This is a genomic window from Oceanobacillus longus (assembly GCF_042650085.1).
Lineage (GTDB): Bacteria > Bacillota > Bacilli > Bacillales > Amphibacillaceae > Oceanobacillus > Oceanobacillus longus.
Window position 1 is genome coordinate 1 of the sequence record NZ_JBHSAO010000002.1, and the last position, 17,132, is coordinate 17,132.

The following is a 17,132-nucleotide window of genomic DNA, read 5'->3' on the forward strand; positions in this document are numbered from 1 at the left end:
TTTTTTATTTGTGCAACCTTCTAACATTTTGGTTGCAATACTCTGTACTTTTATTATGCATTAAACATAAGTGTCCGGATCGTTGAACAAAGAAATTTAAGCCTTTCTCTAGGTGTTCGTTCTCGAATTCAAACGTAGCTATCTTTGCGAAATTTACACCCTCAGCGAGCCGCGGAACCCTCTGACACCATAGTAAGAGGACGCGCCATTGTGGTACAGGAAGACATGCCCGAAACGATAATCGCAAAACAGAGCTCCGCCAAGGTCTCTAATGTCAGACGGTGTTTGCACCCAACTCGAGGTTTTCATATCAAAATTTTCAAGCTCCTGCAACGATCGATATTGTTCTTCCGTTAAAAGCTCAATCCCCATGTCCGTTGCCATATCTATCGCATTATTTTCTGGTTTATGTTTTTTCCTTGACTCTAGCCCAGCACGGTCGTAACAAACACTTCTGCGACCTTTAGGGCTTTCCGCTGAACAATCATAAAAGATGTATTCGTCCTTCTTTTCATCATGATCTGCAACATCCGGTTCACCACCAGTTCTTTCCATTTCATGGAGGGACCATAGTTTATCAGGATTAGCAATCAGCTTTGCTTCGACTTTAGCCCATTCAAGTTCCTCGTGGCGATTCATGTTTTTCTCAAAACGAGCTTTCAATGCACTTATTAATTCTTCACGTTGTTCTGGTGATAACTCCTTTTTATTGCTGCTTGTCACATTCATTTCCCCCTTATTTTTTTAGTTTAATGGTTTAAGTATATATGAATATTTGTTTTAAATCGATCGTTTAAATAATAGTGTGAATTCAGGATACTATAAAATATAGGAGTAGATAAATTTGTTTATCTACCCAACAAATTATTACACATTTTAGTCATTTTACTGTTATAATAGTAGTGTTAAATAAAAGAAAGCGCAAACAATAGATAGTATATAGAGGAGGCAATAAAGTGGAATATAGTAACAAGCAACCAGAATTAGAAGTCAAAACAAAGAAACTCATTGAAGTAGATGGTCTGAAATTTAAAGATTTGAATGGAGACGGGAAACTGGATCCATATGAAGATTGGCGCCTTAGCCCAAAAGAGCGTGCAGAAAACCTTGTTTCCTTAATGAATATCGATGAGAAGATCGGTATGATGCTCATTAACTCGCGTAAGATGGGACTTTCTCAAGAGGACAAGAAAAAGACAAGTCATGATGGTGTGTTAGATGAAGCGATTGTAGAAAAAGGAGAAAGTATCTTTGCCACATCAAAAGTATACGGCACAACACATACGATTGAAAATAGAAAGTTAAGACATTTCATTTTAAGAGACAACTTTAGCCCGGCTGAAATGGCAGAGTGGATTAATAAAATGAATGAAGTTGCTGAAGGGGCCCGTTTAGGTATTCCTGTTTTGATTGCATCAAATTCAAGAAATGAAAATGCAGAACCTATTTTTGGTATGAATGATGCTGGTGGAATTTTCTCCACATGGCCTGGAACCTTAGGACTCGCAGCTGCAGCACAGGGAGAAATTAAAGATGGTGGAGATGCATCACTTATTAGCGAATTTGCTAAAATTGCTCGCGCGGAGTGGGATGCTACGGGAATTAGAAAAGGCTATATGTATATGGCAGACACCGTTACAGATCCAAGATGGCAGCGGACGTACGGTACGTTTGGAGAAGATCCGGAATTTATTTCTGATGCAATTGGTCGCTTGATTGATGGATTCCAAGGTAAAGCGTTAGGGAAAGATAGTATCGCAATGACAACGAAGCATTTTCCTGGTGGCGGAGCAAGGGAAAATGGATTTGACCCACATTATGAAGAAGGAAAGTGGAATCTATACCCAACTCCAGGTAGCTTAGAGAAGTATCACTTACCACCATTTAGAGCAGCAGTAGAACATGGAACATCGTCCATCATGCCATATTATTCTATTCCAAGTATTAAGAAGAGTGTGGTACAGGAGTTCGAGGGGAAAGACATTCCGTTCGAAGAGGTAGGCTTCACATTTAATCATTATTTCATCAATCATATTCTTAGGGAAAAACTTGGATTCAAAGGCTATATCAATAGTGACAGCGGTATTATCAATAATATGAGCTGGGGCGTTGAAAGCTTGAGTGAGGCCGAGCGTTTTGCTAAAGCAGTCAATGCTGGAACAGATATTGTTGCGGATACAAATGATATTGAGAATCTTAAACTAGCCATCAGCAAAGGATGGATTAGTGAAAACCGTATTAATGAAGCGAATGAGCGACTGCTTACAGAAATGTTTACGTTAGGTCTTTTCGATGATCGTACGTATAATTCACCAGAATCGGCTACAACTGTAGTTAGTAACAAAGCGAATTGGGATGCTGCATATGAGGGCCATAAAAAATCTGTAACCATTCTTAAAAATCAAAACGAGACATTACCATTAACAGCTGAAAAGCTTAACGGTAAGAAAGTTTACGTGGAAGTATTACACAAGGAAGAAGAACGTGCAACAGCATACACGGAAAAGGCAAGAAAAGAATGTCTTGAGCTTGGCCAGTTTACGTTGACCGATAACTATGAAGAAGCTGACGTAGCGATTATGTTCTTACATCCAAAATCTGGTTCTTACTTCAATGCGACACCAGGACTATTAGAACTTGATATTTGTCAGGATAAAGTAGTATCCGCTTTGGATGGTTCATTGTATCAGGAAACTACCATAACAGGTATCAATCGTCTAAAAGAAGTGGCAGACAATGTTCGTAGTCGCAGTGGTAAAGTGGTTGTCAGTGTGAATGTGACATTACCATGGCTTCTTGGAAACGTGGAACCACTTGCAGATGCATTAATTGCTGGATACGATACTTTCTATAATGCACAGTTTGAAGTTATCGCAGGCAATAGCAAACCAGTAGGTGTTCTTCCAATGACACTACCAGCAAGTGAACAAGTAATTGCTGTTTATCAGAATGGTGAAAGTGTGTCCAGAAATGATGTACCAGGCTATGATAAAGACAAGTATATGCCTGAAGGACTTAGCTATGCATATAAAGATAGTGACGGAAACGTTTATACACTAGGACACGGATTAAGGTATTAATGAAGTAGAACAATTTTTAAATTTATAAGAGGTCATTACTCAGATTGTTAGACCTGAGTAATGACCTCCTTTTTTCATAGAAGCAGACAGGTTTATTCAAGTTGAAAAAAATACATCTATTTGGACAAAATAAGTTGGAGAATTATTGCTTTTTAAAGTAGTTCATTTTATTTCCATACACTTAGAAAAGGTGCTATCCTAATTGAACGTTCATTTAAAATAGGTAAAACCTAATTATCATATATTGGAGGAAAATCATGAAAACTAAATATGCAGCGCTACTTGAGCCTTATCAATTACCAAATGGAATCGAAATAAAAAATAGAATGATGATGGCACCGATGACAAATTATTCATCCAATCCAGATGGCACTGTGACCGATGCAGAAATAGCATACTATACCCGACGAGCGAAAGGTGTGGGTGCTGTTATTACAGCAGTTGCAAATATCACACCAGGTGGGAAGGGGTTTCCTGGTGAGATTGGTTGTGATCGTGACGAATTAATACCTAGTTTAGCTAAACTTGCTAATAGCATTAAGCGTCAGGGTGCGAAGGCAATTTTACAAATTTTTCATGCTGGAAGAATGAGTCCATCTGACCAAGTTCCAAATGGAGATGTCACAGCACCAAGTAATATTCCTGCTGAACGCGCGGGAACTCTTGGAGTAGTACCAAGAAAATTAACGGTGATAGAGATCGAGGAAATTATTGAAGCGTTCGGCCAGGCGACGTGTAGAGCGATTGAAGCTGGATTCGATGGTGTTGAAATTCATGGTGCAAATGGATACTTGATCCAGCAATTCTTTTCTCCACATGCCAACAGACGAGAAGATCAATACGGTGGTACTATAGAAAAACGAATGACATTTCCGTTAGCTGTTATTGATAAAGTACAACATGCTGTGAAAGAATATGCGAAAGAGCCATTTATTGTTGGTTACCGCTTTTCCCCTGAAGAACCGGAAACCCCTGGTATTACGATGGGAGATACACTAAAGTTGGTTGATGTACTGGCAGATAAAGGACTTGATTATCTTCATGTATCATTGCAGTACTTCTGGTCTAAGGCAAGAAGAGAAGCCGATACATCAAGAACACGTATCGAATTACTTTTGGAGACAATCAATAAACGGGTGCCGCTTGTTGGAGTCGGGTCGCTCTATACAGCAGATGACGTAGCGGAAGCGATGAAGACAGGAATCGAATTTGTTGGACTTGGCAGGGAGCTTCTAATCGATCCAGAATGGGTACAGAAGATCGAAAGTGGGAATGAAGCAGATATTAATACGACTCTTGATTTGGATGGTAAGGAAGCATTGGGTTTTCCAGATCCATTTTGGAAAGTCATTACATCTGTCCCAGGCTGGGTTCCTGGGGTGGAATAACCTTCCAAATATAAATATAATAAAAAGGCTTAGAGAACTAAATTCTCTAAGCCTTAATTTTCATTAATGCTATCATGCTATATAAAGGAGCGATTGGTTAGGAAACGGAACCGCTTAGTCAATTAGTAAGTATATGTTTTTCTTAAAGTATTAGCCACCTGTATTGGATTTGTGATTGGTAAGAAATGATATCCGCTTGGAATTGGGATGACAGATAAATTCGTATGAAGCTGCTTAAAAACTTCTACTTTTTCTTTACTAAATTCATCCATACTGTGTTCTGCTAGGAGCAACGAAAAGGGCTTTTCCATTTTTTGTTTCAAGCAATAGTCAGTTATTATTACTTCTTTTGATAAAGAATTTAATGCTTTTTCGTTACTATGATGTATGTATAAATCTTCCTTTAACACGAAGTTCTTTTGCAGATAAGAATTCAAATGATCACGTTCTTCTTCTGCTAGACTTTCCATAGAATCAGTAGTTTCAATTATCGCTTTTTCGAGATCTTCCAAACGTTCAATGACTGGTAATTGAACTTCTTCCCCATTTTCTTCTCTTTATCCGAGGAAATAGTAACCACCATCTAACAATGTCAATGATTCTACATAGTGAGGAAATTTAGAATAAAAAGCTTGTATAATCCAACCGCCAATAGAATTTCCGATGAAATGAGCGGAAGAAACCATTAATTTTTTTAAAATGTTTTCAATTTCTAATACAAATGAGGAAATAGAATTATCTACTTGCTCAGTTTGATTATGTCCAGGTAAATCTATTGCAATAATTTTATATTCCTTTAAATACCATGATAAAGATTCATATATCTCTTTTCTTTCACCTAGTGCTGGCAGGGCGATAATTGTTTTATCACTATCTATAGATCCATAAACTTTAAAACGATTCACCATATCTCCCCCTAATTAAAAAATACTTACTTCTTCCAATAATGGCTGCCAGATAGTTAAATAACGCCAATTTCATAATAACATAATATTCAAAAACATCCCCCGAAGAAATATACTTACGTTTTGTAATACAACGCTTGCACCAATATTTAAGTGAGATAATTTGCAGTCAAAACTCTTGATTTTAACAATTATTGTCTATTTATAAATTAAAAATATTTAGTGTATTGACTATTTAAAATAATGTGATATTATATATAATAATTCCGATGTAAATAATATGTATTAAAAGATTCCGCAGATGAAAGTTACTAGCAAAAGCAAATATATTTTGTTAACCCTTTCGTTAATGAGAAGGGTCTCTAATTAATATAAATTACCATATGAAAAAGGAGAGATTTTTAATGGCAATTACAACAGTGAGTGCGAAAACAGTATTAAAGGAAAATGTGTTAGTGGAAGCTGAAGCTAGAGGTCATAAAGTTATAATAGATGAACCTAAGAATTTAGGTGGTACAGATCAAGGGATGAATCCAGTAGAGCTGCTACTTTCTTCATTAGGTGCATGCCAATCCATTGTTGCTAGAACTTATGCTGAAAAGTTTGAGGTTGATCTTCAAAACTTTTGGGTCGAATTAGATGGTGATATTGATCTGGATGGTTTCTTTGGTAAATCGGATGTACGACCAGGCTTTTCCAATATTCGTTATACGTTCCATATTGAAACAAATGCTCCTGATGAGAAAATACAGGCATATAAGGAATTTATTGAAGCCCATTGCCCTGTTGGAGATACCATTGCAAATCAGGTAAATCTATCCTCTTCAAAAGTAGTAATAGAAAACCCAGTTAAATAGAATGGATAGGTGGAGGCTGCTTCTTTAGTGAAATAAGGAACTATCAATTGATAGTTCCTTATTTTACTCTTGCGTAAGTTTCAATAAAGATAAATTACTTTTCAAAAACACCTTTAATATTCTTCCATCCATAAACAAGTTCATTGGGTTTCCTTCCTACAATTTTACTGCATTTTTTGCTGTATTTAGCCGTTCCCCAGCTCTATGAGTGACCATTCTCATGTAACTTTGCTTAGTATGGTCATTCATCAGATTTATGAAAAACTTTTTTCTGAGTTTGTTTAACATCAGGAGTTCCCCTTGTTTATTTGTTGCAGATACATATCGAGCCCATTTTTTCGCAGCTTACATGAAGGACACTCCCCACATCCCCCGCCACGAATTCCGTGATAACAGGTAATTGTTTTCTCGCGAACATAGTTAAAGGCACCAAGCTGGTCGGAAAGTTCCCAGGTTTCTGCCTTATCCAGCCACATTAATGGCGTATGAATAACAAACGAATCATCCATCGATAAATTCAGTGTTACGTTTAGTGATTTAACAAAAACATCACGGCAGTCCGGGTAACCGCTAAAGTCGGTTTCACAAACCCCGGTAATGATATGCTTCGCTCCAATCTGTTTTGCCAAGATAGTTGCAAATGACAGAAAGAGCAGATTACGTCCGGGGACAAAGGTGGAAGGAAGGTCCCCATTCTCCCCATCTTTTACTTCGATTTCCTCACGTGTTAACGCATTTGGAGCCAATTGACTTAAAAGCGATATATCCAAAACATGATGTCGTACTTTCAAGTCAGCAGCAATTTCCTTTGCTACTTCGATTTCTTCTTTATGGCGTTGATTGTAATCAAATGTCACCACTTCTACGTGATCATACTTTTTCAAAGCCCAGAATAAACAGGTGGTACTATCCTGACCACCACTGAATACGACGACAGCTTTATTATTTTTTTCCATAAAAAAAATTCCCCTTTCATAATATAAAAAGAGAATTCTACTCACCCGAATAAAAAAACCATACCGATAAGGAAGGTACAGTTCCATCCTTAGTTTTTTATAGAGGGTGTAGCTAGAACCTCTCCTGCAATAGTGCAGACTTTTTAAAAATATTTCCTTTTATTATAGCATTTCTTTCATAAAAAGAGCCATATTCATCTACTATGGCCCTTTAACTTTAATTTTTCTTCTTACCAAAATAAAGTAAACCAACGAGCAAACCAATTACACACATGATTGCCGCGAAAGTAAAGAATGGGATCGGGCCGAATTGAAAGATTAGTGGAACAGATAATGCGGTTACTAATCCTCCACCAAGGAATGGCTCAAAAGCGAGCTGTTTATAGCCGAAGCCTTCAAAAGCTGGAGATTCGGCTTTAGGATCGGCAACACGCATCAAGAGTAAACCAGTCGCGGTAATCCCCATCGATTGACCAAAATCACCGATTCCTCTTTCCAGCCAATACGTAGGTATCATTCTTGGAGCGAGGACAAAGAATCCAATCACATTCCATGCAATACCGGTAATCGCAATTAGAAGAAATGGAATGAAGTTGTCTCCAATAACATCTAGTGACACCGTTCCTATCGCTGCTAATATTAGAATATCTAATGAAAACCCCTGAATACGACTAATCATTTGTCGATCGACTAGATATGCATTGTCTACTTTGTTTAAGAATAGTTGTACGATTATTCCTCCAATCATTGCAAAAGGGAATAATGGAACATAGGTCATTAAATCGGAACCGAAGACGGTTGCCTCGATCCTTACGAACGATTGAAGTAAAATATACCCTACGATAATTGCCAAGGCAACCATTGCAAAATGAAAGGAAAGTGGCTCGATTGATTCCGGACGAACCGTCATTTTTGCTGCAGGCTCTCTATTCTCAAATTCCACAATTCCCGCCTTTTTTAAGGAGGAAAATTCTTCAACATCTCTAATGATTTCTGTTTTCTTTTTGCGTATTCCCCAGTTAATGATGATAATTCCTATTATAACCCCTGATAGAATACCAACCGTTGCTAATCCGACAGCCAAGTCATAGGCTTCTGGATATCCCATTTCTTCAAATGTCCCCTGTAGTCCTGCGGCTGTGCCATGACCGCCTTCAAAAGATACTTCAATCAAGGCCCCGACAATGGGTGGCATATCAAAGAATGGTGTCAACACGAGCATTGCCAACAGGATACCGACTACATATTGACCCCAGCCAAGTGTCCAGCCAAAAGCAAGCTGTGGCCCACCAACCCGCCATATTTTTGAAAGATTTGGAAGGATGGTTCCTAAGAACAAGGTTGCAAATACAACATTGATCATCAATCCGGGCAGTTCACTCCATACTTCTGTCGCAGCTGGAAACATAAGCCCGTTTGACCAAAATGACTGGTCTCCTATGTAAGGTTCTACTATTCTTCCAAGAACTTGTGGACCAACAAGCAACGCAATAAATCCACCGATGACGGAGGAGGGTAAAAATAAATTCTGCAACCATTTCACACGAATTCTAATCCATTTCCCCAGTAAAAGAAATAATCCAAGGTATAAAAGGGCAAATCCAATCTCATTTGGGGTCATCTTACTACTTCCTTTCTAGAAATATAATTAATTTTTTCTTCCCTGTATTTTTCCTGTTCAAACTAAAGCAGTTGATAAATGATATGAATTATTTTAGAGACAGGAAACTTGTGACGGGGATACAAATGACTTTGCCAAGGGGACATGGGGACAGGAAACTTGTCCCGGAATACCCATGACTATGCGGGACAAGGAACCTGTCCCTGCGTCCCGCGTGCACCTGCTCCTGGCTTTCATTCATTGGCTCAGTCGTTTAACATAATGTTATATAAATAGAACCAGAAGGGGGGTGTAATCTTGAATGTTCATCAAAAGGAAACGATATACTATAATCAGCTATCCATGGATGGCTGGACTATTTATATTGCTGCAACGGAGAAAGGTCTTTGCTTCGTTGGATCACAAGAAGCGGGTTACGATGAAATGAAAAGTTGGTTTGAAAGACGCAGACCAAAGGCTTTTTTGATAGAGGACTTAAATAAAGTACTAATCTATAAGGAACAATTAGTAGAATACGTAAGGGGCAAACGGAAAATATTTGATTTGCCGATAGATTTAATTGGAACTGAATTTCAAACTGCTGTGTGGGATGAGCTTCAGAAGATTCCATTTGGTGAGACAACATCGTATTCCGACATCGCCGAACAAATTAACAGACCAACTTCTGTAAGAGCAGTGGGAACGGCAATCGGAGCAAATCCTGTATTGATTGTTGTACCGTGCCACCGTGTAATCAGTAAAAGTGGGAGGATAGCAGGTTATCGCGGAGGTATTCCTATGAAAGAGAGATTGCTGCAACTAGAAAAATAGAGCTTTCAACAGGACTTGTTGGAAGCTCATTTGTCCACTTTTTTTACTGGTCAGTACAGGACAAGTCCCCTTTTGCCATACAATATTGTAATTGGCATCTGAATCTTTCATTATGCTTATCCCTTTAGGGAAAGAGCCTGGGACATAACTAAAGTGTTTAACTCAAAGCCGAACATTTCGCCATAATAGCGAAGGAAATACACGGAGACTCCTGCGGGATGAAAAGCCTAGGTGAGACTACGTAGAGCGATAGCTCGGAGTAGGCTCAGCAGCGCCCGCGGAAAGCGTAGTGTATTTCCGTAGCGGTATATATGCACCAACTATGTTCGGATTTTACTTTGGTTAAAACACTTTTGTCCCAGTCTCTTTGTTGTTCAAAGAAAACCTATTTACCATCTTTACTCTGCTTCGGCTTAGTATCACCTTCCTTTTGTGGTTCAATATCCTGTGCGGGGTCTTTTTCCTTAACTTTTTGTTCAAGTGAATCTTCATTATGGTTATGTTTATTGTTATCAGTTGTCATACTTTCACCTCCGAACTATTAATTATTACTTATATAATGTTAATAACCTAATTTAATAGAACACAAACATAGGTAGATTCATATGTTTTAACCATATAAACAATGTGTTGTCAAAACAGGTTTTCTTTTTTGATAGAAGGTAAATACATACTATTGAGGTGATTAATATGTATGCCCTTCATAAATGTAAAACAATCAATAACCATGGACTAATTAATCTCCCAAAAAAGTGGAGAATGGAACTTGGATTTGATTGTGGAGAATTGGTTGAAATCCGTTTGGAGAAAAAGGAAATATGGATATGTCACTTTAAAAATGAAACAACAGAGAATCAACGGTATATTTCGCCTCATGGAACTGTTACAATTCCAGCAGAGTTCAGGAGAATATTAAATATTAGCACGGAAACGGAATTGTGCTTGTTTGTAGAACCAGAAGTGAATGCTTTCGTATTAAAGCCCATTTAAAAATAATCATCATAAACACGAATAAAACCTCTCACTTTTTGATTGTGAGAGGTTTTTAATCATCCTTAACTATTTCCTTCAGCAGGTATGGGTTGCTTCTGAAATATTTTAGCTAAATGTACGAGGTTGTGACTTGCCATTTGAACATTTGATTGTGTAAATTCATTTTTGTATCCTTCTGCTTCTATATAGGAAGGTCCTGGGCCAGCATCTCCGACCCAATATGCAATCGGATTTGGCGGGATAGCGAATCCGAGTTGCGCTAGTCCAAAGATAAGATCGCCAGCTGCATTTTTCGCACCATCTTCATTTCCGGTAACAACAGCACCAGCAACTTTATTATAAAAAATCGGTTGACCTTTTTCATTTGTCTCACTGCTTGAACCATTCAAACGTTCCAATACTTTTTTGGATACACTGCTTTTTTCACCGAGCCATACAGGAGAAGCAAGTATTAATATATCTGCTTGCTTCACTTTTTCCAGTATTTTCGGCCACTCATCACCGTTACCCATATCATCGGCAATTCCATATGCTACATGGTAATCCGCGATGCGAATGGTCTCCGACTTCACCTGTTTATTATCGAAAACATTGGTGAAATCTTTTAGCAGTGCATCTGTGTTTGATTGTTCATCTGATTTTTTCAGGGAGCAATTTAAGACTAAAGCTTTTAGATTTTCCAAGAATAACACTCCTTTTCATGGTATGTAGTGCCTCTTCCCGGAAATTCATTTAAGTATGCAAAAAAAAATTTAATAGCCCTCGATTAATTATTATCGAGAGCTAATTATCCAGTTTCGTTTGTGTATATTTTAAATAGGATACTACGTATAAGTACGCCAATCGCTAAACCAATTGGTAAAAAAAGTATCGGTAGCCACATCGGTCCGATTAAATTTCCAAAAATGGTGAAGCCAGGTGAGAAAATTAACCCTAAGGTGACAAAATAGGCAGAAAAGACGAGTGGCAAATAAGCAAAAGGCTTATCTCCACCACCCGCATCTTTATAAGCATCCCAAATCGCAAAAAAATATAAACATGGATAAAACATTAACCATAAATAATTCGTTTGTGCGATTGCTTCTTCAATCTTTAAATTAAAACTTAAAACAATAATCGTATTGAAATTTCCCATCACATTAATTAATATTTCCAATCCAATAAACAGAAAGCCTTTTACATAATTACGATGTAATAACTGAGCGAATCCCGGCAGAGCAATGCTCCATAGTATTGCTTCTAATCTTTTGCTTTTTAGATTTACTTTTGTCTCCATTGGCGTACCTAGTTCGCTAGTTCTTTTCGATCAGCTGCCATTGGCGGTTGCTCCATCCACCCATTGTTAATCATAATGTTTGCACCATCTTCTGCGTATTGGGCTATTTCAGCGATTAGACGTGTATAGTGAGCACCCAAATCTCGCCGGGGACTTACAGACATGGAAACACCATACTGCCCTATTCCATATCCGATTAGCATTGAAACCAAGAACAACATAAGCTTATCGGAAAAGGGAGGGGTGGTAGAATCAGTTACTTCTGATGTCAGTAAATAAGCTCCATCAGATAAATAGTCATCATTTAGTATCGATTCGAAAATTTCAACATGTTTACCAGATATATCTCTTCCCCGTTCGAAGAAGCGTCTCACTTCTTTTGATTGTGCTACTTGACTAAATCCGGTAATAACAGCTTGTCCTAACGCATTCTGTTTTGCATTAAGCACGAGATTAGCAATCTCAACGCCTAGTAGCGGTCTACGTTCTGCAAACCATCCAGCCAAAAAGCTTTGTTTCTTTACGAAGTCAATCTGTTTCTGTTTTGGAATTAGTGGACCACGCAAATAGACACCTTTTTCTTTAGCTAACTCCTTTGATAGTTTGTGTAGTTCTTGAGTCCCGATTAAATTGGTAGAAAAATAGTCGATTACATCTGTTCGTGCTGCGGCTGTGAGCGATGCTGAATACATATTAAGAGATATATTAGTGATATTCAAAATGTATTCAAGATAAAGTTTATCAGAAAATAATTTAGGTGCACCATCAATGACATCATGTTCGGTAAACCCTTGTGGAATGACATATCCTTCCTGTTTAAAAAACGTTGTTTCTTTTTCTATGTTCTGCTTCGTTATGGTTAATGCCTTTTCTAAGATCCCTTTAATTTGCTCATCTTTTACATGACGTAAAAAGTGTCTTAACCCACATAAGCCCATGGTGTTACTTTGATAGGAAATCCAAAGCGCGGAGACTTCTGCTGCAGTTAACTCAATAGAGTTTTGACTTTTCATAGCTGCATAATCCTTTCGTTTTATTATTATTTACTGATTGGTACTTAGGATGCTAATTAACGATGTGATTATTCCTTTTTTATTTAATTTGTACCTGGACTAAGCTGGGAATACATCTTCATCCTACAACTCCTTTGCATAAAATTTACCTACTATGGGAAAGAAAAGGGGAGAATCTATTTTATGTAATTGAGGGGATTAAATGGCAAGATCTCTTTTTAATCGAATGAAGAAGAAAAAGCAAAGTAACAGTAATCAATCAGCACAGCAAACTGTATTCCAACCGAAAATAACCAAAAACCTGGATGATAATCTTAAAAACCTAAAGCAAGTGCTTGGAAACCCGGACGATTTAGTCGTTCGTGAACTAATACTAGGTGGCATAGAAACAAGGGCGGCAATTGTATACATTAGTGGAATAACAGATGGAAATCTAATTAACAATAATATTTTAAAGACGATTCAACTTAATCTGAAACAGTTTGAATCCAATGTACTGGATAAAGTTTATCAAGAAGTGATTGCAGTAACAGATATAAAAAAAACAAATACACTTAATGAGGTTTCTGTTGGTATTTTAAATGGGAGTACAGCATTCTATTTAGATGGAATAGACACTGCCTTAATCATGGGGACTGCAGGTGGTGAGGCTCGTTCGATTGAAGAACCACAATCGGAAACGTTAATTCGCGGTCCAAGGGATGGATTCGTAGAAAATATTCAAACAAATGTCTCCTTAATTCGCCGTGATATTAAAGACCCCAATTTGCGATTTCAGACACATGAAGTAGGGAAACGTTCCAAACAAAAAGTAATGATCAGCTATATTGAGGGAATTACGAATCCGGAGATCGTTAATGAAATCAATCGTAGACTGGAAACCATTGATATTGATTATCTTTCTGATTCGGCATATGTCGAACAATGGATTGAAGATAGTTTTTTGTCTCCTTTTCCACAATTATTGGATACGGAGCGGCCAGATAAAGTATCTGCTAGTTTAGTACAGGGAAAGGTAGCGATTTTGGTTGATGGAAGTCCATTTGCTCTAGTTGCCCCAATGAATATTGGAGATGCGATGCTTTCCGTGGAAGATTATAACCAACGTTGGATTGCAGCAAGTTTTCTGAGAATATTACGTTATCTATCCGCTTTTCTTGCTGTATTTTTACCTGCCATTTATATTGCTCTTGTTTCCTTTCATCCGGGTATGGTTCCTAGTACACTTACCTATTCGATTGCAGCATCGAGAGAGGGGGTGCCCTTTCCAGCAGCAATTGAAGCAATTATAATGGCAATAACATTTGAAATCTTGCATGAGGCAGGGGTTCGGTTACCAAAGGTCATTGGACAAACAATTGGTATTGTAGGCGGGCTAGTCATCGGGGAAGCAGCAGTTAGTGCAGGTGTTGTTAGTCCTATCATGGTTATTGTTACAGCACTAACAGCGATTGCATCCTTTAGTGTTCCATCCTACAGTGTAACGATTACTTTTCGGGGTTTACGTTTTGCCTTTATGATCGCTGCTTCGATATTTGGCTTATATGGAATTATCCTAATTTATATTGCGCTAAACATCCATCTTGTAAATTTGAAAAGTATTGGTGTACCTTACTCAGCCCCTTTTGCGCCGTTCTTTATTAATGACTGGAAGGATCTCGTCCTCCGTGCTCCGATTACAAAGTTAACGAAGCGACCAACTTATCTAAAAACGATGGATAACCAGTCAAAGGATCCGAAGCCTGCAAAAAGGAAGGAATAGCACACATGAATAATTTCAAATATGGTGATGAAAAAATTAGAACACGAGATATCATGATTGCTGTTCCTTCGATGACAATCGCAATTGGAATACTCGTATTCCCAAGAAGACTTGCTGAATTAACAATCTCATCAGATGGGTGGGTTTCCATTCTTTTGGCTGGGATCATAGCGGTTATATTTGTATGGGCAATAGTAAAATTAGCTGCAAATTTTCCAGGTCAATCCTTCCTATCCTATGCTTCATCATTGGTCACAAAACCAGTGGCTGTCATTTTAACATTTTTGTTCGTTATCCAAGGGATCTTCGTTGCTGCTTTTGAAGTACGTGCGATAACAAATATTGCACATCAGTATTTGTTTGAACGTACACCAAATGAGTTGATAGCTCTATCCTTTTTGCTTGTTATCGTATATGCGGTTTCTGGTTCTCGTGCTGGAATATTCCGTCTCAATGCCTTGTTTTTGCCAATTATTTTTTTTACTACGGCAATCCTAGTCTTTTTTTCAATCGGTTATATGGAAGTGAAAAATGTACTACCTGTATTTAAAACGGATATACAGGGATATATGCAAGGTTCAATGCTAAGTATCTTTTCTTATACGGGAATCGGTATCATGTTTTTTTATATTTCGTTGGTAAGGGAGCCTGAAAAAGCACCCAGTATGGCAGCTTTAGGAATGTCATGGGCGGTGATTTTATATATTATTGTTTATTTAACGTGTATTGCTGTATTTGGTGAGATAACAACAGCTAATATTCGCTTTCCTTTTATCGAATTATCCAAATCAATCGAAATTCCAGGTGGTTTTTTTGAACGGTTAGAATCTGTGTTCTTTGTTATCTGGATAATGGCGATCTTTACTACAACGACAATGGCATTTGACGTTGCCGTGCTGGCATTAAACTCAATCTTTCCGAACATCAATAAACTAAAAATCATATTTGTATTGTCCCCTATTATTTACTTGATAGGGGGGCTTCCACAAAATTTTATAGAAATAGGCAAATTTGGAGACTTTATCGGATATTTTGGATGGGGATTATCAGGAATGGTCATGATTTTGTTATGGGTAATGTATATAGTTAAAGGAGCGAAACAAAGTGGGAAATAGAAAATTTTTCTTAGTTCTTACATATACGTTGCTCTTAGTAATGCTTGCAGGTTGTTGGGATGAGAAAGAACTGGAAGATAGAGCATTCATTGCTGGTATTTCCATTGACTTGGCAGACGAGCAAGGCGAAAAGACGCGTTTTGAAATGACAAATCAACTCGTCGTCCCCTCTGGTTTACCTACGGCAGGAGGAGGAGGAAGTGGGAAGGCATTCCGAAACTTAACTCAAACAGGGGAAAGCCTTAATGAAATTAATAATGCAATTTCTAGACAGGCCAATCGTAAGACAAATATAGAGCATCTGGATTTAGTGCTCATATCTAAAGATCTTGCTAAAGAAGAAAGGTTATTTGCAGATATTATGGACGTGTTTATTCGTCAGGCGAATATGCGCAGGGGAATTTTAATGGCTGTTGTGGACGGAAAAGCGAAAGATCTCCTTGCAGTCGAAACGGAGCATGAAAAAATTCCAGCACAATATATCGGTGAGCTTTTAGAAACCCCACAAGTTACAGAAACAACAGAGCCAGTTCGGGTTGGTGATATACAGGAACATCTATTGACGAATAGAAGTTATATTCTCCCAGAAATAAAGCTTTATTCGGATAATAGTATCAACTATGAGACTCTTGCAGTCTTTCAGGGGCATACTGGTCAAATGATGGGTTCCCTCATAGGTGAGGAGGCAAAAGGACTGAACCTTATTATTGGAGAGAATCAGCGAGGAAGCGTCACTGCTGATGTAGAAGGGGATCAGGCGACATTCCTTGTTAAGGAAGGCAGCAGTAAAATAAAGCTGAAGAATAAAAATAAACAAAATCTGGAATTTCAAGTAGATATTGAAATAACCGCTTCAATTGCAGAGTATTTTGGTTCGATTGATTTTTACAAAAAAGAAAAATTAAAGAAGTTTGAAAAAGCATTAGAAGATAGAATCAAAAAATTAGCAGAGGATAGTGCGAAAAAGGTAAAAGATGATTTACAAATTGATGTGCTTACTTTCGATGAGTATCTTCGAATGCATCATTATGATTTATGGAAAGAGGTTGAAGGGGAATGGGATTATGGTGAAAATTACTTTGCAAAAAGTAATATAAAAATCAATGTTACTTCTAAAATTGAAGAACCAGGTAATTCCATTCGGATTAAGAAAGGTGGAGGATGGCAATAAATGTGGAATATGATAATGGAAAGATTACCAACCATGCTGGGTTTTGTATGCACGTTCTTGGCATTTTTTGTACCATACGTAACGTATAAGATAAATCAGAAGTTGCATAAAGATGGAGATCCTCCATGGAAAAAGGAGGATATGAATGAAACGAAAAAGCAACCCTCTTCAGATGGGTAGTGCGG

18 protein-coding genes and 1 riboswitch are annotated in these 17,132 nt (G+C 37.8%); of the genes, 9 read left to right on the plus strand and 9 right to left on the minus strand.

Annotation, left to right across the window (positions count from 1 at the left end):
- Positions 1–153: 153 nt before the first annotated feature.
- On the minus strand, positions 154–723 hold the full coding sequence (locus ACFOUV_RS05435) for a DUF4256 domain-containing protein (RefSeq protein ID WP_379495770.1): 570 nt from the start codon (positions 721–723) through the stop codon (positions 154–156).
- Positions 724–956: 233 nt separating this feature from the next.
- On the opposite strand from ACFOUV_RS05435, the gene ACFOUV_RS05440 reads away from it, so the two are divergent.
- Positions 957–3,080: a glycoside hydrolase family 3 protein gene (locus tag ACFOUV_RS05440; RefSeq protein WP_379495771.1), complete on the plus strand. Its 2,124-nt coding sequence runs from the start codon at positions 957–959 to the stop codon at positions 3,078–3,080.
- A gap of 257 nt (positions 3,081–3,337) precedes the next feature.
- A complete protein-coding gene (locus ACFOUV_RS05445) occupies positions 3,338–4,468 on the plus strand; it encodes an NADH-dependent flavin oxidoreductase (protein WP_379495772.1) in 1,131 nt (376 codons plus the stop codon).
- Positions 4,469–4,590: 122 nt separating this feature from the next.
- On the opposite strand, the gene ACFOUV_RS05450 is transcribed toward ACFOUV_RS05445, so the two are convergent.
- The gene (locus tag ACFOUV_RS05450; RefSeq protein ID WP_379495773.1) at positions 4,591–4,980 is read right to left on the minus strand and encodes a hypothetical protein; all 390 of its coding nucleotides are present in this window, start codon (positions 4,978–4,980) and stop codon (positions 4,591–4,593) included.
- A 45-nt stretch (positions 4,981–5,025) separates the two neighbouring features.
- Entirely contained in the window at positions 5,026–5,373 is a 348-nt protein-coding gene (locus ACFOUV_RS05455) for an alpha/beta fold hydrolase (protein WP_379495774.1), read from the minus strand.
- 404 nt (positions 5,374–5,777) lie between these two features.
- On the opposite strand from ACFOUV_RS05455, the gene ACFOUV_RS05460 reads away from it, so the two are divergent.
- Positions 5,778–6,230: an OsmC family protein gene (locus tag ACFOUV_RS05460; RefSeq protein WP_379495775.1), complete on the plus strand. Its 453-nt coding sequence runs from the start codon at positions 5,778–5,780 to the stop codon at positions 6,228–6,230.
- 287 nt (positions 6,231–6,517) lie between these two features.
- Here the strand turns inward: ACFOUV_RS05460 and queC are convergent, their stop codons facing one another.
- Together queC and ACFOUV_RS05470 are read right to left on the minus strand one after the other, a co-directional pair.
- A complete protein-coding gene (gene queC, locus ACFOUV_RS05465) occupies positions 6,518–7,186 on the minus strand; it encodes a 7-cyano-7-deazaguanine synthase QueC (protein ID WP_379495776.1) in 669 nt (222 codons plus the stop codon).
- 83 nt (positions 7,187–7,269) lie between these two features.
- A riboswitch (PreQ1 riboswitch) is annotated at positions 7,270–7,314 on the minus strand.
- 89 nt (positions 7,315–7,403) lie between these two features.
- Positions 7,404–8,807, minus strand: coding sequence for a sodium/glutamate symporter (locus ACFOUV_RS05470; protein ID WP_379495777.1), 1,404 nt, complete (start codon positions 8,805–8,807; stop codon positions 7,404–7,406).
- 297 nt (positions 8,808–9,104) lie between these two features.
- Here ACFOUV_RS05470 and ACFOUV_RS05475 point away from each other — a divergent pair, with 297 nt between their 5' ends.
- Entirely contained in the window at positions 9,105–9,617 is a 513-nt protein-coding gene (locus tag ACFOUV_RS05475; RefSeq protein ID WP_379495778.1) for a methylated-DNA--[protein]-cysteine S-methyltransferase, read from the plus strand.
- Positions 9,618–10,002: 385 nt separating this feature from the next.
- Here the strand turns inward: ACFOUV_RS05475 and ACFOUV_RS05480 are convergent, their stop codons facing one another.
- Positions 10,003–10,140, minus strand: a complete 138-nt coding sequence (locus ACFOUV_RS05480; RefSeq protein WP_379495779.1) for a hypothetical protein — start codon at positions 10,138–10,140, stop codon at positions 10,003–10,005.
- Positions 10,141–10,307: 167 nt separating this feature from the next.
- Between ACFOUV_RS05480 and ACFOUV_RS05485 the strand changes: the two genes are divergently transcribed.
- Positions 10,308–10,607 (plus strand): hypothetical protein, encoded by a 300-nt coding sequence (locus ACFOUV_RS05485; RefSeq protein WP_379495780.1) that lies wholly within the window; start codon positions 10,308–10,310, stop codon positions 10,605–10,607.
- Between the two features lie 65 nt (positions 10,608–10,672).
- On the opposite strand, the gene ACFOUV_RS05490 is transcribed toward ACFOUV_RS05485, so the two are convergent.
- From ACFOUV_RS05490 to ACFOUV_RS05500, 3 genes are all read right to left on the minus strand, one after another.
- Positions 10,673–11,293, minus strand: a complete 621-nt coding sequence (locus ACFOUV_RS05490; protein WP_379495781.1) for a flavodoxin family protein — start codon at positions 11,291–11,293, stop codon at positions 10,673–10,675.
- A gap of 104 nt (positions 11,294–11,397) precedes the next feature.
- Positions 11,398–11,886 (minus strand): hypothetical protein, encoded by a 489-nt coding sequence (locus tag ACFOUV_RS05495; protein ID WP_379495782.1) that lies wholly within the window; start codon positions 11,884–11,886, stop codon positions 11,398–11,400.
- A gap of 8 nt (positions 11,887–11,894) precedes the next feature.
- Positions 11,895–12,899: a DUF3231 family protein gene (locus ACFOUV_RS05500; protein ID WP_379495783.1), complete on the minus strand. Its 1,005-nt coding sequence runs from the start codon at positions 12,897–12,899 to the stop codon at positions 11,895–11,897.
- 202 nt (positions 12,900–13,101) lie between these two features.
- Between ACFOUV_RS05500 and ACFOUV_RS05505 the strand changes: the two genes are divergently transcribed.
- The 4 genes from ACFOUV_RS05505 to ACFOUV_RS05520 are packed head-to-tail and all read left to right on the plus strand — an operon-like array spanning position 13,102 to position 17,127.
- A complete protein-coding gene (locus tag ACFOUV_RS05505) occupies positions 13,102–14,661 on the plus strand; it encodes a spore germination protein (protein ID WP_379495784.1) in 1,560 nt (519 codons plus the stop codon).
- A gap of 5 nt (positions 14,662–14,666) precedes the next feature.
- Positions 14,667–15,776 (plus strand): GerAB/ArcD/ProY family transporter, encoded by a 1,110-nt coding sequence (locus ACFOUV_RS05510; protein ID WP_379495785.1) that lies wholly within the window; start codon positions 14,667–14,669, stop codon positions 15,774–15,776.
- Entirely contained in the window at positions 15,766–16,947 is a 1,182-nt protein-coding gene (locus ACFOUV_RS05515; protein WP_379495786.1) for a Ger(x)C family spore germination protein, read from the plus strand. The genes ACFOUV_RS05510 and ACFOUV_RS05515 overlap by 11 nt, the downstream gene beginning before the upstream one ends.
- Positions 16,948–17,127, plus strand: coding sequence for a hypothetical protein (locus tag ACFOUV_RS05520; protein ID WP_379495787.1), 180 nt, complete (start codon positions 16,948–16,950; stop codon positions 17,125–17,127).
- The last annotated feature ends 5 nt before the right edge of the window (positions 17,128–17,132 follow it).